This window comes from Flavisolibacter ginsenosidimutans (assembly GCF_007970805.1).
GTDB classification, from domain to species: Bacteria; Bacteroidota; Bacteroidia; order Chitinophagales; family Chitinophagaceae; genus Flavisolibacter; species Flavisolibacter ginsenosidimutans.
Map to the genome: position 1 here is coordinate 439,797 of NZ_CP042433.1, position 24,870 is coordinate 464,666.

Genomic DNA, 24,870 nt, shown 5'->3' on the forward strand with positions numbered 1-24,870 from the left:
CATCCATACAGAAAATATTCGGCAGCGTTTGGCTCTGTGTTCGTGAGTTTCAATGAAAACCGGAGTAGATTGGTAAATTCATTAAGCTCCAATCCAAACAATTGTTTATGCCTGTACGTTTTACGCTGCTGTGTTTTTTGTTTGCTATTAGTTGCAAATCTAAACTTCTTGACGATGAGCAGTATCACAGCCAAGTGCTTGTAGATACTACCCGTCGTGCCGTTCTTTACGCAGAAGATAGCCGCGCAAAAGGAAACAGAAAGGAGCCTTTTCTTACCAATCTTTCACGGTTAATGAGTTTACCTGCGATCAACAAAGGAACAAGTGAAGAGTACATCCGGATTTGGTTTTGGAATCTTCCTTCGCCCGACTTTGTAGTTGGCATTCGGAAACAAGGAAGCCAAGGAAGTTTGGAGGTATGCAGTTTTGGTAGTTCAGCTAATGGTGATTCCGTCATTATTTATAGCAAACGCCTAGGAGTACTGCCGAAATCAGGATGGGTTGCTTTCGCTGATTCATTGCGGCAATTAGGAGTTAGCAATATGCCGGGGTACAACGAGGAATTGAAAAAGAAAGGTAGTGTTGCGTGTCATGGAGCCTTCGTAAATTTTGAAGTTTCATCCCAAGATGCTTATCGTTATTATGAATATCTTGACCCGTATTTTTATCGCTTTGTTGATTCTAACTCCAGCCGGATAGACCAATTCTTGTTGTATTTAAACAGAGAACTAAATCTGCAAGTTTACCAACCTGCTTCTAAACTTTTTTTAGAGCCTTAGCGATAATATCGGCACAATGTTCTGAGACCGTGGGTGATTCTATTCAGCTGCGTAATTTCTAAAAACTTACTCCACAAACTTCGCCACCTTGCCGTTGCTTCCGGCAAGGTAAACCGCTGTTCCGTCCTTTGCTTTTCGCACAACGTGATAGCCTTCTTTGCTGAGCAGGCTCCAGGTTTCGCCGCCGTCGGTTGAGTAATCAACGCTGCTGGTGCCGCAGGTAACCAAATGCTTTTCGGTGATGTATTCCACGCAGCTTTTGTAGCCGTGCGGCGGCGCCTTCGGCGCTGTCCAACTCTTGCCTCGATTGTTCGAATAAAAACAATTGTTTAGCGATGAACTGTCCTTGCTAAAGTCGCCGCCTACGACAATCATCTTCTTGCCGCCGTTTTCTTTTTTGTTGTCCCAGACCGCAATTGAATTGGCGCCGGTAGTTTCTTTCCCCTGCACAATCGGCAACCTGATTTTATCGGCCCGAATGAAAACATTTGACGATGCACCGCCGGTTACAAAAACAGCTTCGTCCCGGTCCAGTGCACGAACGTTGGTGCCGCTTGCCGCGAAGCAGGCTTCGTCTTTTTCGGCTTTGGGTTTGTATTGCTCGGGAAGTTCTTTCCAGGAATAGCCGCCGTCGAAGGTGCGGGCAATAAAAATTTTGCCGTCAATCGGGTCGCCTACCACAATGCCCGATTCGCTGTTCCAGAATTCCATTGCATCGAGGAACATACCGGGCTTGTGATTTTCGTACACCACTTTCCAGTTGTAGCCGCCATCGGTTGTGCGCAAAATATAAGCAGGCGTATCCACTGACATGACAATGGCCGTTGCGCCGTCGAAGGCTTCAATGTCGCGGAAATCCGCCTTCTCAAATCCTTTTACCTGAAACCATTTCCAGTCTTTGCCGCCGTTGAGCGACGTGCCCACCGTGCCGTTGCTGCCGCTTACCCAAAGCACGTTGTCTGTGACCACGCTCAAGCCGCGCAGCGATGTTTTTTTGCCTGAGGTAAGCGCTTCGATTTTTGGTGTTTGTGCAAAGGATGTTAAGGCAACAAGGAAGGAGAGAAGAAAACAAAGTTTTTTCATCGGTGTCCTGATTTGGGACAGCAAGATAGGCAACAGAAAAGTCAAAATTCAAAACGCAAAATTCAAAAGACCGTTACGCGAAGAAGATTTTTTGGCTTTTGATTTTTATTTTTGACTTTTAACCCAAACCTTTAGCCATGCCTTCGTTTGACATTGTTTCCAAAGTAGATGCACAAGCCCTCGACAACGCCGTGAACGTGACCAAAAAAGAAATCACAAACCGCTTTGATTTCAAAAATGCACACGTGGTGATTGACCTCAACAAAAAAGATTTCAAACTGAATCTTGAAACCGACGGCGACATGCAAATGCGCCAGTTGGTTGATGTGCTCATTAGCCGGGCGCACAAACAAGGCATTGCGCCGGAAGCCTTCGACACGTCGAAAGAAGGTCATCAAAGCGGTAAGGTTTGGAAAAAGGAAATTGACGTTCGCAACGGCCTCAAGCAGGAAGACGCAAAAAAAATTGTGAAGCTGATAAAGGACGGCGGCTTCAAAGTGCAGGCGTCTATCAACGACGACCTGGTGCGAGTAGCCGGCAAAAAAATTGATGACCTGCAAAGCGTTATTCAAGCCTCCAAAGGATGGGACCTAGGCCTTCCGTTACAGTACGAGAACATGCGAAGCTAAGAGAGGCCGCCGCCCGCTTTCAACAAGGGCTTAACAAATTTTCTTTCCCGCAGCTTCGTTTTTAAAGCTCGTTTCCCTACTTTTGCGCCTTCAATCAAGCAACAACAACCGCAGTTAAATAAATTTTTATGAAAAAGGATCTTCATCCCGCCAACTACCGTTACGTGATTTTCAAAGACATGAGCAACGGTTACAGCTTTTTAAGCCGCTCTACGGCTGCCAGCAAAGAAACCGCTAAATGGGAAGACGGTAACGAATATCCCCTGATTAAGTTGGAGATTTCCAATACTTCGCATCCTTTCTTTACCGGCAAAAACGTATTGGTTGATACCGCCGGCCGTATTGACAAATTCAACAAAAAATACGCGAAGAAGTAATTCTTTCGTTCAAAACATACTCGTCCCGTTTGCCTTAGGCGAACGGGATTTTCTTTTTGGGCCTGTGCCGTTCAGGCTCCGTTCTTTTCCTTTCCGTTTTACGCATACCTTCGGCTCTTCAAATTTTACGGTCAAACCCTCTTTGCCATGCGTAAAATTGTATTCACCGAAGAGTTTTGCAACCCCCGAAACCTTTTTCCCTTCACGCTTACCCGCCAGGTGCAGGACATTCGCGTGGGTATTTTAACCATCCGGGAGAAATGGGAACTTTATCTCAATTGCCCTTCTTTTGACAAGTTTGAAGACGATTACAAGGATTTGGAACGGGCCGTTCGGCTTGACGAAAAGACGATTGGCAAGGACACAATTTATCTTGTTCACGGCAATGTACTGCCGACGAAAAAGATAATCAAGCAGGTCAAAAAATTAAAAGCCGGTGAATTTTTGTCGGTGCCCGAAAAGGAAAGTTTTGTGTATTGTGTTTCAAGAGCGGAAGTGATTGACGAGCACAACATCAAAGTAGGAAAGCCGGTTGAAATTGACGAAGAACTCAACGAAATAAAAGCACCGTGGAATATTTTTGGCCTCAACGCCCGTGCCATTGCACAGGATTTTGAACTGCTTACAAGCGGTCGCAAGCCGGAAAAAATTTCTGCTACCAACAACGTCTGTGATCCCGCTAATATTTTTATTGAAAAAGGCGCAACGGTAGAATGTTGTTTTTTGAATGCGCAGGCTGGTCCAATCTACATCGGGAAAGACGCGGTGGTCATGGAAGGCTCATTGCTTCGCGGGCCGGTTGCCGTTTGCGACGAGGCCGTGGTGAAAATGGGTACACGGCTTTATGAAGGCACAACCGTCGGGCCCAAATGTACCGTTGGCGGCGAGATAAAGAACTCTGTTTTGTTTGGTTATTCAAACAAGGCGCACGACGGTTACATGGGCGATTCAGTGGTAGGAGAGTGGTGTAACTGGGGCGCAGGCACGTCCAATTCCAATCTAAAAAATACCGCATCGGGCATTATTGTCTGGACGCCGGATGGGCCGGTAAATGTGGGCTTAAAATGTGGTGTGTTTATGGGCGATTATTCCCGCACCGCCATCAATACTTCCATCAATACCGGAACAGTGGTTGGCGCTTGCGCCAACGTTTACGGCAACGGCTTAACGCCAAAATTCATTCCTTCCTTTTCCTGGGGCAGCGACGGATTGCAACGCTATGAATTGGACAAAGCATTGGTTGACGTCAATAACTGGAAAATTTTGAAAGGGAGTGCGTTGACGTCTTCAGAAAAAATTATTCTCAAACATATCTTTGAACACTACTAAAATTATGTTCACTTGTTCACCGGTTCATGTGTTCACTTGTTCGTTGTAATGGTTAGAAACGCTTTGTGATCGCAAGAACAAGCACGTTTGAATGGTTGTACGCCAACAAGTGAACACGTGAACAAGTAAACACGTAAACTTTAATCTTATGCGTAAACAAATTGCCGCGGCCAACTGGAAAATGAATCTTACACTCGACAAAGCAGAAGCCTTGCTCGATGGAATTTTATCGGAGAATATAAACCCAACCGAAAACGGACAGGTCGTTGTTGCCGTGCCTTTTCCTTACCTGATAATGGTCAACGAAAAAGTTGCCAAACGAAAGGGCTATGCCGTTGCCGCCCAAAACTGCGGCAACAAAAAAAGCGGTGCCTATACCGGCGAAGTTTCGGTGGAGATGCTTTCGTCTATTGGCGTTGAATACTGCATCGTCGGCCACAGCGAACGAAGAGAATATTACGGCGAGATTGACGAGATACTGCAACAAAAACTTGTCCTCTGTCTGGACGAAAACATTACACCAATTTTTTGCTGCGGCGAGGCGCTGGACGTTCGGGAAAAAGGAAAGCAAAACGATTTTGTAAAGACGCAAATGGAAAAAGCTTTGTTTGATTTTTCAGCAAGCGAACTGAAAAAAATCGTGATTGCTTACGAACCCATTTGGGCCATCGGCACAGGCAAAACGGCCACTTCGGAACAGGCACAACAAATGCATGCTTTTATCCGTTCTGTATTGGCCGGCAAGTGGGGCGAAGACGTGGCGCAAGACGTAACGATTTTATACGGCGGCAGTGTAAAGGCTTCCAACGCAGAAGAACTCTTTCACTCGCCGGATGTTGACGGCGGCTTGGTTGGTGGTGCTTCGCTCAACGCGGCAGAATTCATTCAAATCATAAAAGCCTTAAAGCATTAAGCCCGTCCAGCAATACCAGATTGTTGTCGTCCAGAAAAATCACTTACTCCTGCGCTTTTTAAGCCTGCGGCTGGTGGTGAACGGCATGCACATTTATCCATTGAAAAAAGGTAAGCCCGTTGTAGTTACTGTGCCCACCAATCCGGCGCGGCTTGTGGTAACCGATGGTTTTCACATTACCGCGCCGGTGCAAATAAATTACGCTCCGCAGCGTACGCGTTATTTTGCCATTGCGTGCATTGTTGAAAACGATGTGTTGATTGGCGGTGCAATTTTCATGATGATGCTTTTTTTTATGGGCCTGTCGTCTGGCCTGGTGGTTCTTTGGTTGTTCAGCATTACGCCTCTCCTTTATCTTCTTTTTCTTTATTACATAAAACGAAGAGAATTTATTCGCATTCGGCCGGTGTAGATATGCAGAGGCGGCTGCATTGCTAAGCGTTAGCAATGATTTTTCCCGCTTTTTCAAAACCGTTTGCTTTTAATTTGTGCGACGGTTTCAAATCATTTGTGGCCAAACAAATCAAATGCTGATATCCGCCATTGTTCGTACGGTGTACCTGCTCCTGACCTTCCTCGCCGGGCTAGTGTTAAGCAAACTTGTGCTGCCCGGACAATTTGGAATTATTTCGCTGGTTATTTTAAATGCGTCTTTGTTGAGCATTGTTACCGGTTTAGGTACGGACAGCCTTCTTCTTCACAAGGTGACCAATAACAAATGGGGGTTTAGCCAAGCCGCACAATTCACCCTTGGTGCGGTGGCCGTTCAGCTTGTTTTGTTTCTGGCATTGGAGTGTGGCAGCTTGTTGGTTTGGAAAAAAACCTTGCTTTCCGATGAAAGCTCTGCTGATTTCTGGACGGACATTTTATATTTTTTGGGACTGCTGCTTACCGAGAAATATTTAGCCCTTCTGTATGCCTTTCAAAAAGCCCGTCTTGCAAATGTTTTTTTGACAATTGTTGCTCTGTTTTACTTGGTTGTTTTGTTGTTGCTTTCGTTTGTTGCGAAGGCGGACTTTGCAACGGTTATGGAGTTGTTTGCGCTGCAAAGCTTGTTGCAAGGTCTTGGACTGTTGTCTATTTTGTATCGGTATTACAAAACGGAGGAGAAGCAAATCTTCAAACTCGTTGAATTTGCGCAGGCGCTGAAATTGTCTTCTGTGGTTATGATAACGAACGTCATTCAGCTTTTGGCTTACCGGATAGATTTTTGGCTGATTAAATATTTTCACGGAAATGCTGATGTAGGTGTTTATGCAATCGCAAACAAGTTTACGAACCTTGTTTGGGTAGTTCCCAACATTATGGCACAACTGCTGGTCCCAAAATTTGCACAGTTGTCGAAAAGCGAAGTATCAAAAATTTTCAGCACGGCCTTTTACGGCAATTTAGTTGGTGCAGCGGCTGCGTTGAGCGGCGCAACCATCATTTATTTCTATTACCTGAACCCTGCGTACCGAATTGGATTACCCGCGTTCTTCCTGATGATGCCGGGTTATTTCTTTTGGGCGGCCGTTATTTATTACGGTGCTTATTTTTCCTGGTCCGGAAGATTTACGGATAACCTGCTTTGCAGTTCCTGTTGTTTTGTATTGGTCTTATTCGCCGACATGCTGCTGATTCCTCGCTTTGGTATTAGCGGAGCGGCGTGTGCCAACTCGTTTGCTTACACACTCGTTTTTATACTCTATCTTTTCCTTTTAAGAAGCCGGTTTTCGTTTACGTGGAAATCTCTATTATTGCCCCCGCAAAAAGGCCTCTTAAAACTTCTAAAGTCAGTTGCCGGTTGAAAAACATACAATCATCTTATGTTTTATGGTTGCCTTCGTGGTACCCAAATAAAGCTGAGCCTTACAACGGCGATTTTATTCAACGGCACGCAAGGGCTGTTTCGTTAACGGAGAAAGTGCATGTTATTTATGTGATGCGGGACCCGTCGGCCGCGATTACTTCCAGTATATTAACCGAAACAAAATCCGAAGGCGAATTAAAAGAAACGCTGATCTATTATTACCTGCGGCCAATGAAATTCAAATGGCTGGAAAGGTTGTTGTCGTTTCGGATTTACGTGAGGTTATACAAGGCGGCTGTGTTAAAATGCCTGAAAGAGGAAGGAAGACCAAAACTTGTGCATCTGTACATTGCATTCAAAGCCGGTGTGATTGCGCTGTGGCTTAAAAAGCGTTTCGGACTGGCGTATGTTCTTTCGGAACAATGGACGATTTATTTACCCGGAGCGGAACCCGGTTTTCCCAACCTTCCTTTTTCCAACCGCTATCTCATTAAAAAAATTATGAGACAGGCTGCTGGCGTAATGGTCGTATCGGATTATTTGGGTCAACGGCTTCAACAACTTTTTGGGGTTTCCAAGCCCGCAGTTATTCCAAATGTAGTTGACGAAAAGATATTTTTTTACAGGAAAGAGAGCAGTCATTCCGCAAACCGTTTTGTTCACGTATCTACGTTAACCTATCAAAAAAACCCCGAAGCCATTGTTGAGGCATTCTCAATTTTGAAACAGAAAGGCTGTTTGTTTACACTTGACGTTATTGGTCCGCAAATGCCCGGATTGAAGGCGCTGGTGCGCCGGTATGGTTTGGAGAATGATATATTTTTTCGTGGTGAAATGCCGCAAGAGCAGTTGGTTAAATTTGTGCAAAACGCCGATGCCTTGATTCTTTATTCGCGTTACGAAACGTTTGGTTGCGTGTTGATTGAGGCAAACGCCTGTGGAGTTCCTGTAATCGTCAGCGACATTCCCGTTTTGCGTGAAAACGTAACGGACGGCTTCAACGGAATGTTTGCGGCTGCCGAAAATGGGGTTGCGCTCTCCGATCAAATCCTTTATTTCATTCAAAACAAAACGCAATTCGACAAAGAGGAAATAGCCGGTTACACAATTAAAAAATTTAATTATACTCGTATAGGAGCGCAGTTTGAAGTATGGTACAAAGAACATGCGGCGGATTGCTAAACGGGTTGATATTTAGAATGGCATGATGATAAACATCCAACCAATAGCGAAGTTTAAACAACTGTGGTGCCTTTTGCTTTTGCCTGTTTTTTTCCTGCTTCACGGCTACAACGAGAATTTTGGATTGCTTTCGCTATTGGTTGTGTTTCGGTTGTTTCTCTTTTATGCGCTGATAACCGGTGGCGTGGCGGCCATTGCTGTTTTGTTGTTGCGGTCACCGGCAAAAGCAACCGCTTTTTCTTTTTTTCTCTTGTTTCTCTTTTTTTTCTTCGGCGCTTTTCACGACGGGTTAAAGTCAATCGCGGGGAACCGTTTTATCAGTTCGTATAAGTTTTTATTGCCCTTTTTGTTCATTCTTGTTGTTAGCGTTTTTCTATGGCTTAAACGAACGCGGTACCAACCGCAACGGCCGGTGGTGTACGTTCGCAATTTGCTTGGTGTTTTGGTTGTTTTTGAACTGATAATGATGGTGTACGCTGCACTGAGCGGAAAAGCCGAAGAAAACAATTTGGCGGCAGGGCACAATGCGTGGCGGCAAAACACTGCATGCGAGGTAGAAAAGCCCGATATTTTTTTTGTAGTGTTCGACGGTTACACAAGTTCGCAGTGTTTGAAAGAAGAATTTAGCTACGATAACAGCCCGACAGATTCTACTTTTCAGGCAAACCATTTTTTTGTATCCAAGTCATCGCGAAGCAATTACAACGCGACACCCTTTTCGCTTTCGTCAACATTTGAGGGGCAATACCTTAAACCCGCACTGGAAAAAGACAAGGTAACCAGCAAAACTTTTGTACAAGCGATGGAAACCTTTCGGAACAATCATTTGCTTTCCTTTTTAAAGAAGCAGGGATACGGCGTAAAAAATTTTGGGTGTTTCGATTTAAAAGATGCTCCTTTAAAGACAGACCCTTATTTCAAAGACGCTTATTCGAAGCAAATTGACGATCAAACGCTTTATTCGAGAATTAAACGAGACATTGGCTGGAATTTTACCGTTAAGAATATTTTTACCGGTACTTCCCGCATTCCTGAAAGCTACAGGCAAAACAAGGCGTATCATCTTTACCGTAACAATTATAATTGGCAGGCTTTGCTTAAAGAGTTGCAGACCGAAGCAGAGGCGCCGCGATTCGTTTACGTGCACCTGATGTTGCCACATGAACCATTTTATTTAAACGGGGACGGAAAGGAAGTTCCTGATACGGTGGTGCGCACGCTGAAAGAGGCCTATCTTGAACAAGTCAAATTCTCCAACGTATTGCTAAAACAGCTAATTCCAATTGCCGCGGCAAAGAGCCACCGGCCAAAAGTGGTAATGATAGAAGGCGACCACGGGTTTCGGGACTACGATTCGGTTACCAATCGCAACAAGGAATTCATGAACCTGAACGCCTATTTCTTTTCTGATCAGGATTACAACCGGCTTTACGACGGCATCAGCCCGGTCAATTCCTTTCGCGTGGTACTGAATAAATATTTTTGCCTGTCTTACCCGATGTTAAGAGATAGTAGTGTTTACCTGATCAACAACTAATTTGTTTTCCAAGTGTGCTGCTTGTACGCAAGCCATAGCCTTAACAAAATTATTCAGCTTTCAGTAGGTCTGTTTGCACGTGAGCCTTATCTTTGCGCCTCTTCTGTAAAAAGAAGACATTGCTCCAAAAAGGCTCCCTAAGTTTCTCCCGGTGGAGAACGCCTCAAGGGCTGAACAATAAAGCATTTTAAAATGCCAAAGGTTAAAACAAACTCCAGTGCCAAAAAGCGTTTCAAAGTAACGGGCACGGGTAAGATCACACACCAGAAATCTTTCAAGCGTCACATTCTCACTAAAAAATCAAAAAAACGGAAACGGGCTTTGCGCAAAGACGGCACCGTAGCAAAAGCAAATCTTGATTTTGTAAAACGCTTGTTGCGCCTGAAATAAGCGATCAGCTTTCAGCAATCAGCAATGAGCCGGTGGCAGATTCGAAACTTAAAACTTAGAACTTAAAACTTATTTTATATGCCTCGTTCCGTTAACGCCGTTGCTTCCAGAGCACGGAGAAAAAGAATTTTAAAACAAGCCAAGGGCTTTTACGGCAAGCGTAAAAATGTTTACACCGTTGCCAAAAACGTAGTGGAAAAAGGAATGACCTACAGCTACGTGGGCCGCAAACTGAAGAAAAGAGAATACCGCCGTTTGTGGATTGCCCGTATCAACGCGGCCGTTCGCGAAGAAGGTTTAACGTACTCGCAATTCATAAACCTGCTGAACCAAAAAGGCATCACGCTTGACCGCAAGGTGTTGGCTGATTTGGCGATGAACAACGCCGAGAGCTTTAAGGCTTTGGTTGCACAGGTAAAGTAGAAGTAAGGTTGGCAGGAACTGTTAGGATTCTGCATGAAATACATTAAAGCCCTTCAGCCGAAGGGCTTTTTCATTTCCTGAAAAATCATTTTACTCCTGTTAATCGTAGTTCTATATATTTTTGCCCATCTTAAAACCGAACAACCCATTCGCCTGTCAATGAACAATACCTACATTGATCTCGTTCAGCAAACGTTTAATTTTCCCCAGGAAGGATTGCTTGTAAAAGATGGTTATCTGCAGTTTAACGGCCTCGATTTGAAAGCAATCATCGAAAAGTACGGCACGCCGCTCAAGCTTTCTTACCTGCCAAAGATTGGTATGCAGATAAACAAGGCGAAAGACATGTTTGCCAAAGCCATAAAAAAGCACAAGTACGAGGGGCAGTATTTTTATTGCTACTGCACCAAAAGCTCACACTTCAGCTTTGTGGTGGAAGAAGCCCTGGAGCACGACATTCATTTGGAGACATCCTACGCTTACGACATTGAAATTATAAAGAAGTTGTACGAGAAGCGGAAGATTACCAAAGACATTTACATCATTTGCAACGGTTTTAAACAAAAGGGTTATACACGCCGCATTGCGCAACTTTTGAACAGCGGCTTTAAAAACGTGGTGCCTGTTTTGGACAACAAAGCAGAGTTGCAAGCTTATCGCCGTTCGGTGAAAGTTCCGTTTAAAGTGGGCATTCGTGTGGCGGCGGAAGAAGAACCGACCTTTCCATTTTACACGTCACGTTTGGGCATTCGGGCCAAAGACATTCTTGAGTTTTACGTAGATAATATTGAAGGCTACGAGGACAAGTTTCAACTCAAGATGCTGCATATTTTTTTGAACAAAGGCATCAAGGACGACATTTATTACTGGTCGGAGCTGAACAAGATCATCAACCTTTATTGCCAGCTTAAGAAGATTTGCCCTGAACTGGATTCGCTCAACATTGGTGGTGGCTTTCCCATCAAGCACTCGCTTGGTTTCGAATACGATTACCAGTTCATGATTAACGAAATCGTAAGCAACATCAAAGCCGCGTGTAAACGAAACAAAGTGCCCATGCCGAACATTTACACGGAGTTTGGAAGTTACACGGTAGGAGAGAGCATGGCGCACATTTACAGCGTTATTGGCGAGAAGGTGCAGAATGACCGTGAAAACTGGTACATGATTGATTCGTCTTTCATCACCACCTTGCCCGATACCTGGGGCATTGGCGAAAAATTCTTAATGCTGCCCATTAACAAGTGGGAGAATGAATATCAGCGAGTAGTACTCGGCGGCATTACCTGCGACAGCCACGATTATTACGATTCGGAAGAGCACATCAACGAAGTGTTTTTGCCCAAGTTGGCCGGCGAAGAGCCTTTGTACGTTGGCTTCTTTCACACCGGTGCTTACCAGGATCAAATCAGCGGTTACGGCGGCATTAAACATTGCCTGATTCCTTCGCCCAAACACGTGATTATTGAACACGACAAAAACGGAAAGTTGATTGATTGGGTTTATGCGAAAGAGCAATCGGCGCAAAGCATGTTGAAAATTCTTGGTTACATCAAATGAGCTTTCACAAGGCCACATAAAAAATCCCGCTCAACGGCGGGATTTAATTTTTTAGTTTCCCAAGACTCTTCTTCGTGCCTCTTCTCGTGATCCCTGGGCCTCTTGCGGAGGTCTTTGATACGTTCCTTTATTCGGCTGGCTGTACACACGGTTTCCGTATCCGCGGTAAACCCGGTTGTTCCAACCGTTGTAAGGATAAGAATAATAACCTCTGTTATAGCCGTTAGTCACGTCGTAATAACGGCCGGTAGCGGGGTTTCTTTCCAAAATCACGGTTCCGTAATAAGGATCCTCAACGTAAACACGATCTCCAACCCTGCGGGTTACAGCGCCGTCGAACTCATCGTCGTACACTCTTTGTGTTGTTGTACAACTGGCGAAAACGATCGCCGCAACAAATAAAGTCAATAAATATTTCACAGCTTTCATATAACACCTCGTTTTCTTTATTACCGACAAATAACCCGCCATTATTGGTTAAAAAGCATTGCCCGGCGCGGGTTTCAATGATATTAACAAAGCGGTGTCTGCTGCATAGCGGTGAAGAATATGTAAACGCACTAAAGGAGATGTTAACCTTTCAAGCGGTACTTTTTGTTCACTTTGGGGCTGTTAAAATAGCGGTTCAGTTCCTCTTCTGACAGGTCATTTGTCAGTTCGATGGGAACGTCAATAAGCTGCATCTGCACTTGTTTCAGTTCGTCTTTCAACTTGGCAGTTTTGCGCAAAATATCCGGATCTTTTTTGCCCACAAGCTGGTTTTCCTGACGCATGTATTCGAGCCGTTTAATGTTTGAACGTATTTGCGATGCTTGGTTTTGATCAACGGCCTTGGTGGGCACAGCGGCCTCTTTAATGGGTACCAGCGCAAGGCCCACGCTCGGCAATATCTTTCCCGTACGCTGCGAGCCCTGGTCGCTTGACGTTGACAAAATAGTTCCTGTTAGCGAGGTAGAAGCCGAGGTCAGGTCAAAGGTGGTTCGGGCGCCTTTGGTTTTCCGCAGCTTTTGATCCAATTGAAGAAAGGTGAATTTCAATTGCAAAACGTAACGGTCAACATTTTTTGCGGCTTGCTGAAACTCCTCTACGGCCACCGGATAATTCAACGCATCGCGAACGATAATGCGCACTGTCGCGGTGTCCTTAAAACCCATCTTGGTCGTTCCGATAAAGCTTAACAGAATGTTTTTTGCTTTGCCTGTGTCCGATTCTTTCGCTACGTCATAATCCGGCGTCCAGTTAAATTCATCGCCGCATTTTTGAACAACGCTGTAATCTTTGATTGGCAACGATGACGTCATCAAAATGGACTCAATCGGGAAACTGCCTGTTTCGCACATGATGCGGAAGCTAACGGGTTCGCCTTCTTCTACCCAAATGTTGCCGTAAACCGTAGGCTTTAGTTTGGAAGGAACAATGTCGGTGTTAAAGAAAACAACGCTAAAACTTGTGTCCACTCTTTCTTTCGGGTCGTTGAGGTTTTGAACCCCGGCCATCACCTTGTAAGGCACGTCGTATCTTAATTTTCCAGAAAGAAAATAAGCTTTGTCAGCCCTGAACGTTATAAGTCCGTTGTCCTTGCCAATCTTCAACCCGACCGGCGCATTTTTCAGGAACCAGAAATAGTTGTCTGGATTTTTATTGATCTGCAGTTGATAGCTTAATGTAGAGTCAACGTGCAGGGTGAAATAAGGATTAAGATTTATGATGCGCAAGGGTATATCCGGCGGCGGCACAAGAGTATCCGGACGAAAAAGAATGGCTGTGTCTTGTGCCCTCGCACAAAAAAATGCAACAAGAAAAAAGAAAGACAAAAATGGTTTTCGCATGGCTTATGACAAACTTGGCGCAAAGTAAACTGAAAATAGAAAACCCCCGTAGAAACGGGGGTCGTTAAACCAAAACCAACTGCTTATGAGAAAATCGTTATTGAATCGAAATTTGTTTTGTTGCGGGTTTGACTTCTTCTTTCTTCGGAAGGTTTAGCGTCAAAACACCATTAACATATTGTGCAGAGATTCCATCCGCGTTAATTTTTTCATCCAATGTGAAAGAGCGTTTGAATGATTGAAATTTAAATTCCTTGCGCACAAATTTTTCTCCTTCGTTTGCAACCTCTTCGTTTTTCTCCGCTGAAATTGTCAACAAATTGTCATCAATTTTTACGGAGAAATCTTCTTTCTTCATGCCCGGCGCAACCAATTCCAGCACATATTCTTTTTCTGTTTCGCGGATATTTACAGGTACCGGATTTTTCAAATCTTCCTTATACAAAGACGGCATTTGCGGTAAAACGTCGCTTAGCAAATTGTTAAAAGAAGCGTAGCCGTTCGGTCTGTTTTGAAAGCGTACAAGCGTCATAATAAATCAGGTTTTATAATTAATAATTTTTGAATTCACTTCTTGTTTTTCAAACGCTGTACCAGTGCAAAAAATCGTGCAAACGCCTGCCATAAGTGCGTTTTAGCCAACTTAATACTGCCAGATTGTAAGAAAAGCTAAGATTGACTTGCTATTGTTGCAGTTTCGTAGATTTGCGAAAATTTTTTACACATGTATCCAATTCAAATAGTACAACCCATGAAGGAAGAACTCACGGAAAATGGGTTTAAAGAAATGCTTAGCAGCACCGAAGTAGAAGAACAATTAAAGCAAGAAGGAACCACGCTGGTGATGATTAATTCGGTTTGCGGATGTTCTGCAGGCACCGCACGTCCAGGTGTTTTGATGGCCGTGCACAACGCAACCAAAAAACCCGATCATCTGACAACCTCTTTTGCGGGTTATGATACCGAGGCTATACAAACTTTGCGTCAACACTTGTTGCCTTATCCACCGTCTTCACCGGCCATTGCACTGTTTAAAAACGGCGAGTTGGTTCATTTCATTGAGCGTCATCAAATCGAAGGACGTTCGGCGCAAATGATTGCCAGCAACCTGATTCATGCCTTTGAGCAATATTGCAACTAAGCAAAAGCTTTTATCTGCTAAAGAGCTTCTCGTTCAAGGTTCAAAGTTGGTTTGATAAAGAATCAGTTTTGAACTTTGAACTTTTGAATTGTAAAACTCGCCAATGTATCCAAACCTCTACTACGTTTTCGAAGATTTTTTTGGTGTTAAGATTGGTTTTCTCCGTTTCATAAATTCGTTTGGTTTTTTTGTAGCGATTGCTTTTTTGGTGGCGGCTGCTTTGTTGTCAAAAGAGCTGCGGCGGAAAAGCGAACAAGGCCTGTTTAAGCCCACCGAACGCAAACTCGTTGTCGGTGGTCCGGCAACAACGACCGAACTGGTAGTGAATTTCCTTTTGGGATTTCTTTTCGGATTTAAAATATTGGCGCTTTTTCTCATCGGTTCTGATGCAGTGAAAGATCCGCAGGCATACATCTTTTCGGGTAATGGAAGCCTTTGGCTTGGCTTGCTTGCGGGTGGTTTGTTTGCTTGGATGAAATGGCGCGAACGCAAAAAGCAACAACTCAAAACTCCTGAGGAAAGAGTGGTTCGCATTTGGCCGCATGACCGGGTAGGAGAGATAACAGTCATTGCCCTGATCGTGGGACTTTTGGGTGCCAAACTGTTTGATATTTTCGAAAACTGGGATGATTTTCTAAACCACCCCTCAGATTATATTTTTTCAGGCGGCGGACTTACTTTTTACGGTGGCCTTATTTGCGCCGCCATCGCCATTGTTATTTACACCCGCAAGAACGGCTTCAGTGTGCGGCATTTGGCCGATGCCATTGCGCCGTCACTCATGATTGCCTATGCTATTGGCCGCATTGGTTGCCAAGTGGCAGGTGATGGTGATTGGGGCATTTACAACACAGCTTACAAAGTAGATGCAAACGACAAGATTGTTCTGGCTACTACAAGCGATTTTGGAGATACAGTTAAAGCGCATTCGGCTTATTTCTTTCAGCATTACGGGCGCCTTGATTCATTGCCTAATAGATCTTTCGAGAAGCCTTCAGTGCTTGGTTTTCTTCCCAATTGGATGTTTGCTTACGATTATCCACACAACGTAAATAAAATGGGCGTTCCAATTTCCGGTTGCAACGATATGTACTGCAATCGCCTTGCGGTTCCTGTTTTTCCAACACCCTTTTACGAAACGCTGATGTGTACCGCTTTGTTCTTTGTTCTTTGGTCGTTTCGCAAAAAGTTAAAGCTTGCCGGCAGCCTTTTTTGCCTTTACCTGATTTTAAACGGATTGGAGCGTTTTTTCATTGAAAAAATACGGGTTAATAACCGCCTTCATTTTTTCGGTCTTCATCCTACACAAGCCGAAGTTATTTCTTTGGGATTGGTCATTGCGGGCATTTTGATTTGGGTCATTCTTTCGCAAAAGAACCGGGCCATACCCAAAACGGTGTGAATAAAGTCTTGAAATCACCTCTCTTTATTACTGCGCAAGTCTTACGCAGTAACGGATGCGCTAAAAATTATGCATAGTACAATTTTTGCAGCAAAGAATTGTTGTAAATGGTTATGATGTTTGCGCTTTGCCGTTTACCTTTGCAGACAGTCTCGGACGGTATTAACTTATTTGTTGCAACTTTCTGCAATTGAACATTGTCATCTATTTATTCATTTAATAACAAGGAAATTCATTTATGAGGCAGCTTAAAATTGCTACCCAGATAACCAACAGGGATTCGCAAGCGGTCGAAAAATATCTTCAGGAAATCTCGAAAATACCGATGATTACGCCTGAGGAGGAAACGACTTTAGCGCAGCGGATTAAAATGGGCGACCAACGAGCACTGGACAAACTGGTTCAAGCCAACCTGCGGTTCGTGGTATCTGTGGCAAAGCAGTATCAACACCAGGGTTTGTCGCTCAGCGATTTGATCAACGAGGGCAATCTTGGTCTAATAAAAGCCGCCCAGCGTTTTGATGAAACCAAAGGTTTTAAGTTCATTTCTTACGCTGTGTGGTGGATTCGCCAGTCCATTTTACAGGCTTTGGCTGAACAAGGCCGCTTGGTTCGCTTACCCCAGAATAAAATCGGAACATATAATAAGGCTAACAAGGCCTATATGGCTTTTGAACAAGAACACGAAAGAGAGCCGTCCACCGAAGAATTGGCGGACATACTGGAGATGAGTGAGACGGAGATCAACAACATTTTTCAAAGCAATACCCGCCACACATCACTTGACGCACCGGTGCACGAAGCAGAAGATGTAGCGATGGGAGATTTGCTTGAGGGAAGCGACGATACAGATGAAGACGTGATGAAAGATTCGCTGCGCAACGAAATTCGCCGCGTATTGAAATCTCTCTCGCCAAGAGAAGCAGAGATTGTGAACGCTTATTTTGGTTTGGACGGCGAGAACGGAACCACCATTGAGCAGATTGGCCAGAAGTATGATTTGACAAAAGAAAGAATTCGCCAAATCAAAGAAAGAGCAATTAAACGCTTGCAAAAAGCCCGCTACAGCAGCGCTCTGAAAGCTTACCTGGGATAATTCTTTCGCCGCCGGCGAAGATTAAAATAGCAAATTGATGGGTTTAAACAGCCTTTGTCTTTGTTGACAAGGGCTGTTTCTTTATGCGTTTGCGGCAAGTGATTGTGAAGGTTGATCGTCCAAAAATGAATCGAGCATTTCTTCCTTCTCGGCCTGCGCTTCGTAGCGTTTGTATTGAATAAAAAACAAAGCGGAAACAATAAGTCCGAAGATCAGCGAGAGTTCATTAGGGGTAGCCATGCGTTTCAATTTTAATTCGTGAACAAGAATGGCTTTCCGTTCGGACTGGACAGTTTTTCTAGAACAAATGATTTGCCAGTTTAGACTGGTGCATCAAATTACGTGATTCTGTTCACGCAAGACAACAGAACTTTGCCCTTTGCTGCGTTTATTCAGTCGCCCGTGAAAATTGCGAAAGAATACGCAACTCTCTGGCTTAAACCGAACCTTTGACTCTAACCTTTTCTGCTTTCACTTATCTTCGCACCCGCTATGACACAAGAACAATTGAAAGATATGAGGGACCGCGTTCTCGTCCTGAGGAGGTTTCTTTGACGTCGCTAACCGCGAAGACAAAATTAGAAACGACAAGCAACTATCGCTTTCGCCCGGCTTTTGGGATGATAATGCCCGTGCCACATCTATCTTAAAAGAAATTAAGCTGAACGAGTATTGGGTTAATCTTTACGAGCAGGTAGAAACTGCCGTGGAAGATTTTGCCGTGCTCTTTGAGTTTTGGAAAGAAGGCGAAGGAGCAGAAGAGGACGTGAAGGGGGCTTACGACAAGGCCATAGATGCTATTGAAGAAGCTGAATTTAAAAGTACGCTCAATCAACGCGAAGACGAATTGACGGCGGTGCTGCAAATCAACTCAGGCGCCGGTGGAACGGAAAGCCAGGACTGGGCCGAGATGCTGGCACGCATGTACCGTATGTACGGTGAGAAACAGGGCTGGAAAGTTGATATTTTAGATTGGGTGGACGGTGACGGTGCCGGAATAAAAACCTGCACGATACAGTTTGAAGGACCTTTTGCCTATGGCTTCTTAAAAGCGGAAAGCGGGGTTCACAGGCTTGTGCGTATTTCTCCCTTTGATTCCAACGCCCGCCGCCACACTTCTTTTTGCTCCGTGTTTGTTTATCCCTTGGTAGATGATACGATCAATATTGAAATTAAGCCAGCCGATGTAAAGATGGAAACTTCTCGCAGCGGCGGCGCCGGTGGCCAGAACGTAAACAAGGTGGAAACGAAGGTTCAGTTGACCCACATCCCGACAGGCATTGTAGTTGTTTGCCAGCAGGATCGTTCGCAACTTGGAAACAGGGAAAGAGCAATGGAAATGTTGCGCAGCCGCTTGTTTGAATTGGAGCTTCGCAAGCGAAACGAAGCCAAAGATGCTGCCAACGCAAACAAGAAAAAAATCGAATGGGGTTCGCAAATTCGCAGCTATGTTTTTCATCCGTATAAGATGATTAAGGATCACCGCACCGATTATGAAGTGGGCAATGTTGGTCCTGTAATGGATGGAGACCTGGACGGTTTTATAAAGGCGTATTTGATGATGGAAAAAGAAGCGGAAGCGTAAATCAATTCAGAATTAAAATTTAAAATTATTTATGAGCATCGGCACATTTTCATATCCCATCCCGATCAATGAACCCGTTCATTCTTATGCTCCCGGTTCTGCGGAAAGGGAAGCATTGAAAAGGACTCTAACGCAACTAAAGAGCGAACAGATTGACGTGCCGATGTACATCGGCGGTGACGAAGTGCGTACGGGCAAACTTGTTGCGTTGAATCCGCCGCACGAGAAAAAATTTCTTCTCGGTCATTATCACGCAGGGAACGAAAGTCATGTACGGCAAGCCATTGATTGCGCACTCGAAGCAAAGGAAGCCTGGGCAAACATGAACTGGGAAGATCGTGCCGGTATCTTTTTAAAAGCCGCTGAACTCATTTCTACTAAGTACCGCTATCACATGAATGGCACAACCATGTTGGGCCAAAGCAAAAATGTTTACCAAGCCGAGATTGACAGCGCTTGCGAGTTGATTGATTTTCTTCGTTTCAACGTTCATTTCTTAAGCGAGATATACAAGCAACAACCCATTAGCGCAGCGGGTATGCACAACCGCACTGAGTGGCGGCCGTTAGAAGGTTTTGTGCTTGCCATTACGCCGTTCAACTTTACGGCCATTGGTGGCAATCTGCCAACGAGTGCTGCGCTTTGCGGAAACGTTGTAGTGTGGAAGCCGGCGCACACGCAAGTTTATTCGGCGCAAATGTTCCTGCGCATTTTAAAAGAAGCGGGCTTGCCTGATGGCGTTATCAATCTTATTTATGTTGATGGTCCTACACTTGGCAAGGTTTGTTTTTCGCACCGCGATTTTGCCGGTGTTCATTTCACAGGTTCAACGGGTGTGTTTAACCAAATGTGGAAGACGATAGGAGAGAATGTATCCAATTATAAAAGTTATCCACGCATTGTTGGCGAAACCGGCGGGAAAGATTTTGTGATTGCACACAGTTCTGCCGACCCGCAAGTAGTTGCCACGGCTTTGCTTCGCGGTGCGTTTGAATACCAGGGGCAGAAATGTTCCGCGGCATCAAGGGCTTATCTTCCTTCAAACATTGCGGAAGAAGTAAAGCAGTTATTAATTGCCGGTGTTAGTTCTTTCAAAATGGGAAGCGTTGAAGACTTCGGCAATTTTATCAACGCCGTGATTGACGAAAAAAGTTTTGACAAGATTGCGAAATACATTGACAACGCAAAAGCATCTCCCGATGCAACGGTGCTTGTTGGCGGAACGTATGATAAATCGCAGGGATACTTTATTCATCCTACCGTTATTGAAGCAAAAGATCCGAAGTATGTGACCATGTGTGAAGAAATTTTTGGCCCCGTGCTTACAATTCATGTTTACGATGCGGACAAGTTTGGCGAGACGTTGCATCTGGTTGATGAAACATCGCCTTATGCATTGACCGGGGCTGTAATTGCCCGGGATCGCTTTGCTGTTGAATTGGCAACTGAACGGTTGCGCAACGCGGCCGGTAATTTTTATATCAACGACAAACCAACGGGAGCCGTTGTAGGTCAGCAGCCATTTGGCGGCGCAAGAGCCAGCGGCACCAATGACAAAGCAGGCTCCATGATCAACCTTTATCGTTGGTTAAGTGCACGAACCATTAAAGAAACTTTTGTTCCCGCAACGGATTATCGCTATCCTTTTTTACGAGGGGAAAGCGAAGGAATCTAAATACGACAATCATAAAATTTGACGGCCGCAACCATTGCGGCCTTCTTTTTGTTTGCACCCCATAAAATACTAACGTATGAAAAAGACTCTCTTCATTGCACTTGCAGCCGCAGCAAGCTTCGCTGTACATGCGCAAAACGTTGACTTCGGATTGAAAGGTGGATTGAATTTGGCATCGTGGACAACTAACAGCAACGGAGCAGGCTATCAAAACCGGCTTGCTTATCACGTTGGCGGATTGGCGCAAATAAATCTTACACCGCAAATTGCGGTACAACCCGAAGTTGTTTATTCAAGCCAGGGAACCAAATACACACTTGGGTCAAATGAACACAGTCTTGCGCTTAATTACATCAACATACCCGTAATGGTGCAAGCCAAAATTGGCAGTGGCGTTTATGCCGAAGCAGGTCCGCAAATCGGTTTTCTTACAAGCGTGTCCGATAAAATCAACAGCACCGAAACAAATTATTTTACCACTCAGGATTTTAAAAATACCGATGTTGCCCTGGGCTTTGGACTGGGCTTTCAAGGCTCGTCGGGTATTGGTGTTGATGCCCGCTACAATCTTGGTTTAACCAATATCAACAACGCCGGTTCGAACGACATTAAAAACAACGTGCTTCAAATTGGTTTGTTCCTGAAGTTGAACGGAACAAGATCAAGGCGCTAATGTAGTTTTCCACATCATTATTTAATGGCCGTTTTTGCAAACGGCCTTCTTTTTGCAGAAAGCAGAAAAAAATGTTTATGAAGAAAGTTATTATTTGTGCGGTCGCAGTGATGTCAAGCTTCGTCTTGTTTGCACAAGCTCCCAAGTATGGTTTAAAAGCTGGTTTCAACATGGCAACGGTTACCAACGCAGGCGGTGATTTAAAGCCCGGCTTTAATGGTGGTATATTGGCTCACATTCACATTACACCGGCTTTTTCTTTGCAGCCGGAGGTGATGTATTCGAACCAAGGCACGAAGTATTCATCAAGCGATAAACTCTTGTTGAATTACATAAATGTTCCTTTGTTGTTGCAGTACAATTTCGACAACGGCTTTCGTTTGCAAGGCGGACCGCAAGTTGGTTTTCTTATTGAGGCAAAACACAAAATTGGCGACGTGGAAACCGATGTAGCAAACAGCTATAAAACAGTTGATTTTTCTATACCTCTTGGTTTTAGTTATCTCGGTTATTCAGGCTTTGGCGCGGATGCCCGCTACAACATTGGTGTAACAAAAATTGTCAAAAACAATTCGGGTGCTTACCGTAACGGCGTTTTGCAGTTGGGTGTGTTTTATCTTTTCGATCATCATCACAAGGCGCAGTCAGGTAAAAGAAGATAAACATGGAATAGCAGTTTGCCTCATAAACAAAAGAAGACCCGGGAAGAGCCTCTGCAATGCGGAGGCTTTTTTATTTGTGCAATTCCTTCAACAAATTTTGATAAAAACAGAAGTTCTATTTTTATCAAAATTTATTTTTTGAAGACTGTCATAACAGCCGAACAAATTAACCTTACCATCAAACGGCTTGCGCACCAGATACTCGAAAATCATCTGCAATTGCAGAACACAGTTATCATCGGGCTACAGCCCCGTGGCGTTTATTTGTCGGACAGAATTGTGGAAGAAATAAAACGCGAAACTTCAAACCTTCAGGTAAACTACGGAAAGCTGGACATTACGTTTTACCGCGATGACGTTCGCAAAGAATTGCACGTGCCAAACAAAACAGCCATTGATTTTTCGATAGAAGAAAGGGCCGTGGTGCTGATTGACGATGTTTTATACACCGGCAGAACCATTCGTGCCGCGCTGGATGCGCTGATGGATTTTGGCCGGCCGTCAAAAGTTGAGCTGATGGTTTTAATAGATCGCCGGTACAGCCGGCAGTTGCCCATTCAACCCGATTACACCGGCAAATCCATTGATTCCATCGTTACCCAAAAGGTGAAAGTCTTGTGGCAGGAGAAAGACGGCAAAGACGAAGTGGTATTGATTTAAAAATGCCAATTTCAAATTGCAAAATCCAAATTTGAAACCCGCTATCTTTGAACTTTAATGGCACTTTCTACGCGACATTTACTCGGCATTAAAGACCTTACGCCTGCCGATATTTCTCTTCTTCTTGATACGGCCAAACAATTTAAAGAAGTGTTGCAGCGGCCTGTAAAAAAAGTTCCGTCGCTCCGCGATGTTACCATCGTCAACCTTTTTTACGAAAACTCTACCCGAACACGCATTTCGTTTGAACTGGCGCAAAAGCGATTGTCGGCAGATGTGATCAATTTTAGTGCATCGGGTTCTTCGGTTTCAAAAGGAGAAACGTTGCTGGATACGGTGAACAATATCTTATCCATGAAAGTTGACATGGTGGTAATGCGGCACAGTGCCAGTGGAGCACCGCACTTTTTGTCGAAGCACATTCCAGCAGCCATTATCAACGCCGGTGACGGCATTAACGAGCACCCGACGCAAGCTTTGCTTGATGCGTATTCGATGCTGGAGGTTTTCGGTACTTTAAAAGGATTGCGGGTAGCTATCGTCGGCGATATTTTACACAGCCGCGTTGCTCAAAGCAACATACACCTGTTAAACAAAATGGGAGCGGAGGTTGTTGTTTGCGGCCCGCCTACGTTAATTCCAAAATACATCGAAGAAGCGTTCGAGGTTAGGGTTGAGTACAACGTTGACAAAGCCTTACAATGGTGCGACGCGGCAAACGTTTTACGCATCCAGTTGGAAAGGCAAAACCAGGTTTTATTTTCTTCAGTTCGTGAATACAGTCTTGCCTACGGCATCAACCGGGAAAGGCTGAACAGACTAAACAAGAAGATTACCATCATGCATCCCGGCCCGGTAAACAGGGGCGTGGAACTGGATAGCGATGTGGCGGACAGCGACAACTCCATTATTTTGCAGCAGGTAGAGAACGGAGTAGCGGTTCGAATGGCAGCTCTTTATCTCTTGTCTGGTTCCGGAAACAGTTAATTATTCATGCTTCAAAAAAAATTATGCGTATTGGACTTTTCCCCGGCACATTTGATCCTGTAACCTTTGGCCATTTGGACATTATTGAAAGGGCTTTACCACTTTTTGACAAACTCTATATTGGTATCGGCATTAATTCAAACAAACAGCCAATGTTCGCTGCCGAAACGCGGATTCAATGGTTGAACGAGTTGTTTAAAAATGAAGAAAAAGTAGAGGCACTTATTTACGAAGGCTTGACGGTTGATTGCTGCCGCAAGATTGATGCGAATTACATCATTCGCGGCATTCGTTATGTGAATGACTTTGAGTATGAAAAGGCCATTGCCGATATGAACCGGAGCCTTGATGAGAACATTGAAACGGTTTTCCTTACTTGTTTACCAAAGTATACATCCGTGGCTTCAACGCTGGTAAGAGATGTTATTAAAAACGGGGGCGATGTTTCACAATTTGTGCCCGACTCGGTTTTGCGAACCATACGCCAGCGTACCAATCGAAACGGTATTTTCGCTTAACGTTGTTTCTGTTTAAACAATCTTTCGCCCTCGCTTAGTACCTCAACGATAGAAGCATGCATATTGCTTTTGTACTTTTCCAACGTTGACAAAGGAACCCATTCGCATCTTTCAATGTCTTCCTCAAGCTGAGGAGTCAAATTGGATTTCTTATCCGTTTCCATTAAAAACCAGTGCGATTCTTTAAGGATGTGTTTATCTTTTTCGTGATAAGTGTGGTAGCTTACCTGTAATGGCAATACGATTCTGACTACTTCAACACCAGTTTCCTCCCGGATCTCTCTCGCTGCGCAGTCTTCAAGTTTTTCGCCATCATCTAATTTGCCTTTCGGAAGGTCCCATTTGCCTTTCCGAAAGATGAGCAGGAGCTCTTTGTCCGGAGTATAAACTACTCCCCCCGCTGCTTTAACCAGTGTTAGGTGCGATTTAAAAGCGTCGAGCAATGCCTCTGCATTCTGATACTGAAAGACGCTGGCATAAACGCTGTCTTTCTCCATTTCTTTCAGTATTGTGCTGATTGCCGGGCTGTTTAATTCGTCAATAAAGACTGTATCAGGGCGGTGCAAATAATCTTCTACTTCGTCTGTTACTTTATCAATCAAGAAGAGCGGCTTATTGTGGACGTAAATCCGGACCATAGAGATTTGT

The 24,870-nt window shown here is 44.4% G+C and carries 28 protein-coding genes; 22 read left to right on the forward strand and 6 right to left on the reverse strand.

The window, feature by feature from the left end:
* Window positions 1–107 precede the first annotated feature (107 nt).
* The gene (locus tag FSB75_RS01670; RefSeq protein WP_146781783.1) at window positions 108–779 is read left to right on the forward strand and encodes a hypothetical protein; all 672 of its coding nucleotides are present in this window, start codon (window positions 108–110) and stop codon (window positions 777–779) included.
* Between the two features lie 66 nt (window positions 780–845).
* Here FSB75_RS01670 and FSB75_RS01675 read toward each other — a convergent pair whose 3' ends face one another.
* Complete coding sequence (locus FSB75_RS01675; RefSeq protein WP_146781786.1) at window positions 846–1,862, reverse strand: beta propeller repeat protein; 1,017 nt, start codon at window positions 1,860–1,862, stop codon at window positions 846–848.
* 137 nt (window positions 1,863–1,999) lie between these two features.
* Here FSB75_RS01675 and FSB75_RS01680 point away from each other — a divergent pair, with 137 nt between their 5' ends.
* The 11 genes from FSB75_RS01680 to FSB75_RS01730 all read left to right on the forward strand — a co-directional run bounded on the left by FSB75_RS01680 (window position 2,000) and on the right by FSB75_RS01730 (window position 11,994).
* On the forward strand, window positions 2,000–2,491 hold the full coding sequence (locus FSB75_RS01680; protein ID WP_146781789.1) for a YajQ family cyclic di-GMP-binding protein: 492 nt from the start codon (window positions 2,000–2,002) through the stop codon (window positions 2,489–2,491).
* Between the two features lie 128 nt (window positions 2,492–2,619).
* Window positions 2,620–2,868, forward strand: coding sequence for a type B 50S ribosomal protein L31 (locus FSB75_RS01685; protein ID WP_146781792.1), 249 nt, complete (start codon window positions 2,620–2,622; stop codon window positions 2,866–2,868).
* A 147-nt stretch (window positions 2,869–3,015) separates the two neighbouring features.
* On the forward strand, window positions 3,016–4,197 hold the full coding sequence (locus FSB75_RS01690; protein WP_146781795.1) for a putative sugar nucleotidyl transferase: 1,182 nt from the start codon (window positions 3,016–3,018) through the stop codon (window positions 4,195–4,197).
* 148 nt (window positions 4,198–4,345) lie between these two features.
* Complete coding sequence (gene tpiA / locus FSB75_RS01695; protein WP_146781798.1) at window positions 4,346–5,110, forward strand: triose-phosphate isomerase; 765 nt, start codon at window positions 4,346–4,348, stop codon at window positions 5,108–5,110.
* Between the two features lie 100 nt (window positions 5,111–5,210).
* Window positions 5,211–5,522: a hypothetical protein gene (locus FSB75_RS01700; RefSeq protein WP_146781801.1), complete on the forward strand. Its 312-nt coding sequence runs from the start codon at window positions 5,211–5,213 to the stop codon at window positions 5,520–5,522.
* Between the two features lie 115 nt (window positions 5,523–5,637).
* A complete protein-coding gene (locus tag FSB75_RS01705) occupies window positions 5,638–6,900 on the forward strand; it encodes an oligosaccharide flippase family protein (RefSeq protein WP_146781804.1) in 1,263 nt (420 codons plus the stop codon).
* Window positions 6,897–8,084, forward strand: a complete 1,188-nt coding sequence (locus FSB75_RS01710; RefSeq protein WP_146781807.1) for a glycosyltransferase — start codon at window positions 6,897–6,899, stop codon at window positions 8,082–8,084. The genes FSB75_RS01705 and FSB75_RS01710 overlap by 4 nt, the downstream gene beginning before the upstream one ends.
* A gap of 22 nt (window positions 8,085–8,106) precedes the next feature.
* The gene (locus FSB75_RS01715; protein WP_146781810.1) at window positions 8,107–9,621 is read left to right on the forward strand and encodes an LTA synthase family protein; all 1,515 of its coding nucleotides are present in this window, start codon (window positions 8,107–8,109) and stop codon (window positions 9,619–9,621) included.
* A 192-nt stretch (window positions 9,622–9,813) separates the two neighbouring features.
* Window positions 9,814–10,011 (forward strand): 50S ribosomal protein L35, encoded by a 198-nt coding sequence (rpmI, locus tag FSB75_RS01720; protein ID WP_146781813.1) that lies wholly within the window; start codon window positions 9,814–9,816, stop codon window positions 10,009–10,011.
* A gap of 78 nt (window positions 10,012–10,089) precedes the next feature.
* Complete coding sequence (rplT, locus tag FSB75_RS01725) at window positions 10,090–10,434, forward strand: 50S ribosomal protein L20 (RefSeq protein WP_146781816.1); 345 nt, start codon at window positions 10,090–10,092, stop codon at window positions 10,432–10,434.
* A gap of 159 nt (window positions 10,435–10,593) precedes the next feature.
* Window positions 10,594–11,994 (forward strand): type III PLP-dependent enzyme domain-containing protein, encoded by a 1,401-nt coding sequence (locus tag FSB75_RS01730; protein ID WP_146781819.1) that lies wholly within the window; start codon window positions 10,594–10,596, stop codon window positions 11,992–11,994.
* A gap of 51 nt (window positions 11,995–12,045) precedes the next feature.
* On the opposite strand, the gene FSB75_RS01735 is transcribed toward FSB75_RS01730, so the two are convergent.
* The 3 genes from FSB75_RS01735 to FSB75_RS01745 all read right to left on the reverse strand — a co-directional run bounded on the left by FSB75_RS01735 (window position 12,046) and on the right by FSB75_RS01745 (window position 14,355).
* Window positions 12,046–12,423: a hypothetical protein gene (locus FSB75_RS01735; protein WP_146781822.1), complete on the reverse strand. Its 378-nt coding sequence runs from the start codon at window positions 12,421–12,423 to the stop codon at window positions 12,046–12,048.
* A 143-nt stretch (window positions 12,424–12,566) separates the two neighbouring features.
* Window positions 12,567–13,823, reverse strand: coding sequence for a hypothetical protein (locus FSB75_RS01740; protein WP_146781825.1), 1,257 nt, complete (start codon window positions 13,821–13,823; stop codon window positions 12,567–12,569).
* Window positions 13,824–13,920: 97 nt separating this feature from the next.
* A complete protein-coding gene (locus FSB75_RS01745; RefSeq protein ID WP_146781827.1) occupies window positions 13,921–14,355 on the reverse strand; it encodes an Hsp20/alpha crystallin family protein in 435 nt (144 codons plus the stop codon).
* Window positions 14,356–14,547: 192 nt separating this feature from the next.
* Here FSB75_RS01745 and FSB75_RS01750 point away from each other — a divergent pair, with 192 nt between their 5' ends.
* The 3 genes from FSB75_RS01750 to FSB75_RS01760 all read left to right on the forward strand — a co-directional run bounded on the left by FSB75_RS01750 (window position 14,548) and on the right by FSB75_RS01760 (window position 17,462).
* Window positions 14,548–14,964 (forward strand): BrxA/BrxB family bacilliredoxin, encoded by a 417-nt coding sequence (locus FSB75_RS01750; RefSeq protein ID WP_146781830.1) that lies wholly within the window; start codon window positions 14,548–14,550, stop codon window positions 14,962–14,964.
* Window positions 14,965–15,067: 103 nt separating this feature from the next.
* Entirely contained in the window at window positions 15,068–16,366 is a 1,299-nt protein-coding gene (locus FSB75_RS01755) for a prolipoprotein diacylglyceryl transferase (RefSeq protein WP_146781833.1), read from the forward strand.
* 238 nt (window positions 16,367–16,604) lie between these two features.
* Window positions 16,605–17,462 carry a sigma-70 family RNA polymerase sigma factor gene (locus FSB75_RS01760; RefSeq protein WP_146781836.1) on the forward strand — a complete coding sequence of 286 codons (858 nt, stop codon included), beginning with the start codon at window positions 16,605–16,607 and terminating at the stop codon, window positions 17,460–17,462.
* An 81-nt stretch (window positions 17,463–17,543) separates the two neighbouring features.
* On the opposite strand, the gene FSB75_RS21740 is transcribed toward FSB75_RS01760, so the two are convergent.
* The gene (locus tag FSB75_RS21740; RefSeq protein WP_172623036.1) at window positions 17,544–17,702 is read right to left on the reverse strand and encodes a hypothetical protein; all 159 of its coding nucleotides are present in this window, start codon (window positions 17,700–17,702) and stop codon (window positions 17,544–17,546) included.
* Window positions 17,703–17,954: 252 nt separating this feature from the next.
* Here FSB75_RS21740 and prfB point away from each other — a divergent pair.
* The 7 genes from prfB to coaD all read left to right on the forward strand — a co-directional run bounded on the left by prfB (window position 17,955) and on the right by coaD (window position 24,222).
* Window positions 17,955–19,047 (forward strand): peptide chain release factor 2 gene (prfB, locus tag FSB75_RS01765; protein ID WP_194162067.1). Its coding sequence is split into 2 segments (ribosomal slippage): window positions 17,955–18,002 and window positions 18,004–19,047, totalling 1,092 coding nucleotides; the frame shifts between segments, so codons are not numbered across the junction.
* Window positions 19,048–19,078: 31 nt separating this feature from the next.
* On the forward strand, window positions 19,079–20,722 hold the full coding sequence (gene pruA, locus FSB75_RS01770; protein ID WP_146781842.1) for an L-glutamate gamma-semialdehyde dehydrogenase: 1,644 nt from the start codon (window positions 19,079–19,081) through the stop codon (window positions 20,720–20,722).
* 76 nt (window positions 20,723–20,798) lie between these two features.
* Entirely contained in the window at window positions 20,799–21,395 is a 597-nt protein-coding gene (locus FSB75_RS01775) for a porin family protein (protein WP_146781845.1), read from the forward strand.
* Window positions 21,396–21,472: 77 nt separating this feature from the next.
* Window positions 21,473–22,057, forward strand: a complete 585-nt coding sequence (locus FSB75_RS01780) for a porin family protein (protein WP_172623037.1) — start codon at window positions 21,473–21,475, stop codon at window positions 22,055–22,057.
* A 138-nt stretch (window positions 22,058–22,195) separates the two neighbouring features.
* The gene (pyrR, locus tag FSB75_RS01785; RefSeq protein ID WP_146781851.1) at window positions 22,196–22,717 is read left to right on the forward strand and encodes a bifunctional pyr operon transcriptional regulator/uracil phosphoribosyltransferase PyrR; all 522 of its coding nucleotides are present in this window, start codon (window positions 22,196–22,198) and stop codon (window positions 22,715–22,717) included.
* Window positions 22,718–22,774: 57 nt separating this feature from the next.
* A complete protein-coding gene (locus FSB75_RS01790) occupies window positions 22,775–23,704 on the forward strand; it encodes an aspartate carbamoyltransferase catalytic subunit (protein ID WP_146781854.1) in 930 nt (309 codons plus the stop codon).
* Window positions 23,705–23,727: 23 nt separating this feature from the next.
* Window positions 23,728–24,222: a pantetheine-phosphate adenylyltransferase gene (gene coaD, locus FSB75_RS01795; RefSeq protein WP_172623038.1), complete on the forward strand. Its 495-nt coding sequence runs from the start codon at window positions 23,728–23,730 to the stop codon at window positions 24,220–24,222.
* Here the strand turns inward: coaD and FSB75_RS01800 are convergent.
* Window positions 24,219–24,860, reverse strand: coding sequence for an NUDIX hydrolase (locus FSB75_RS01800; protein ID WP_172623039.1), 642 nt, complete (start codon window positions 24,858–24,860; stop codon window positions 24,219–24,221). The genes coaD and FSB75_RS01800 overlap by 4 nt on opposite strands.
* Window positions 24,861–24,870 lie beyond the last annotated feature (10 nt).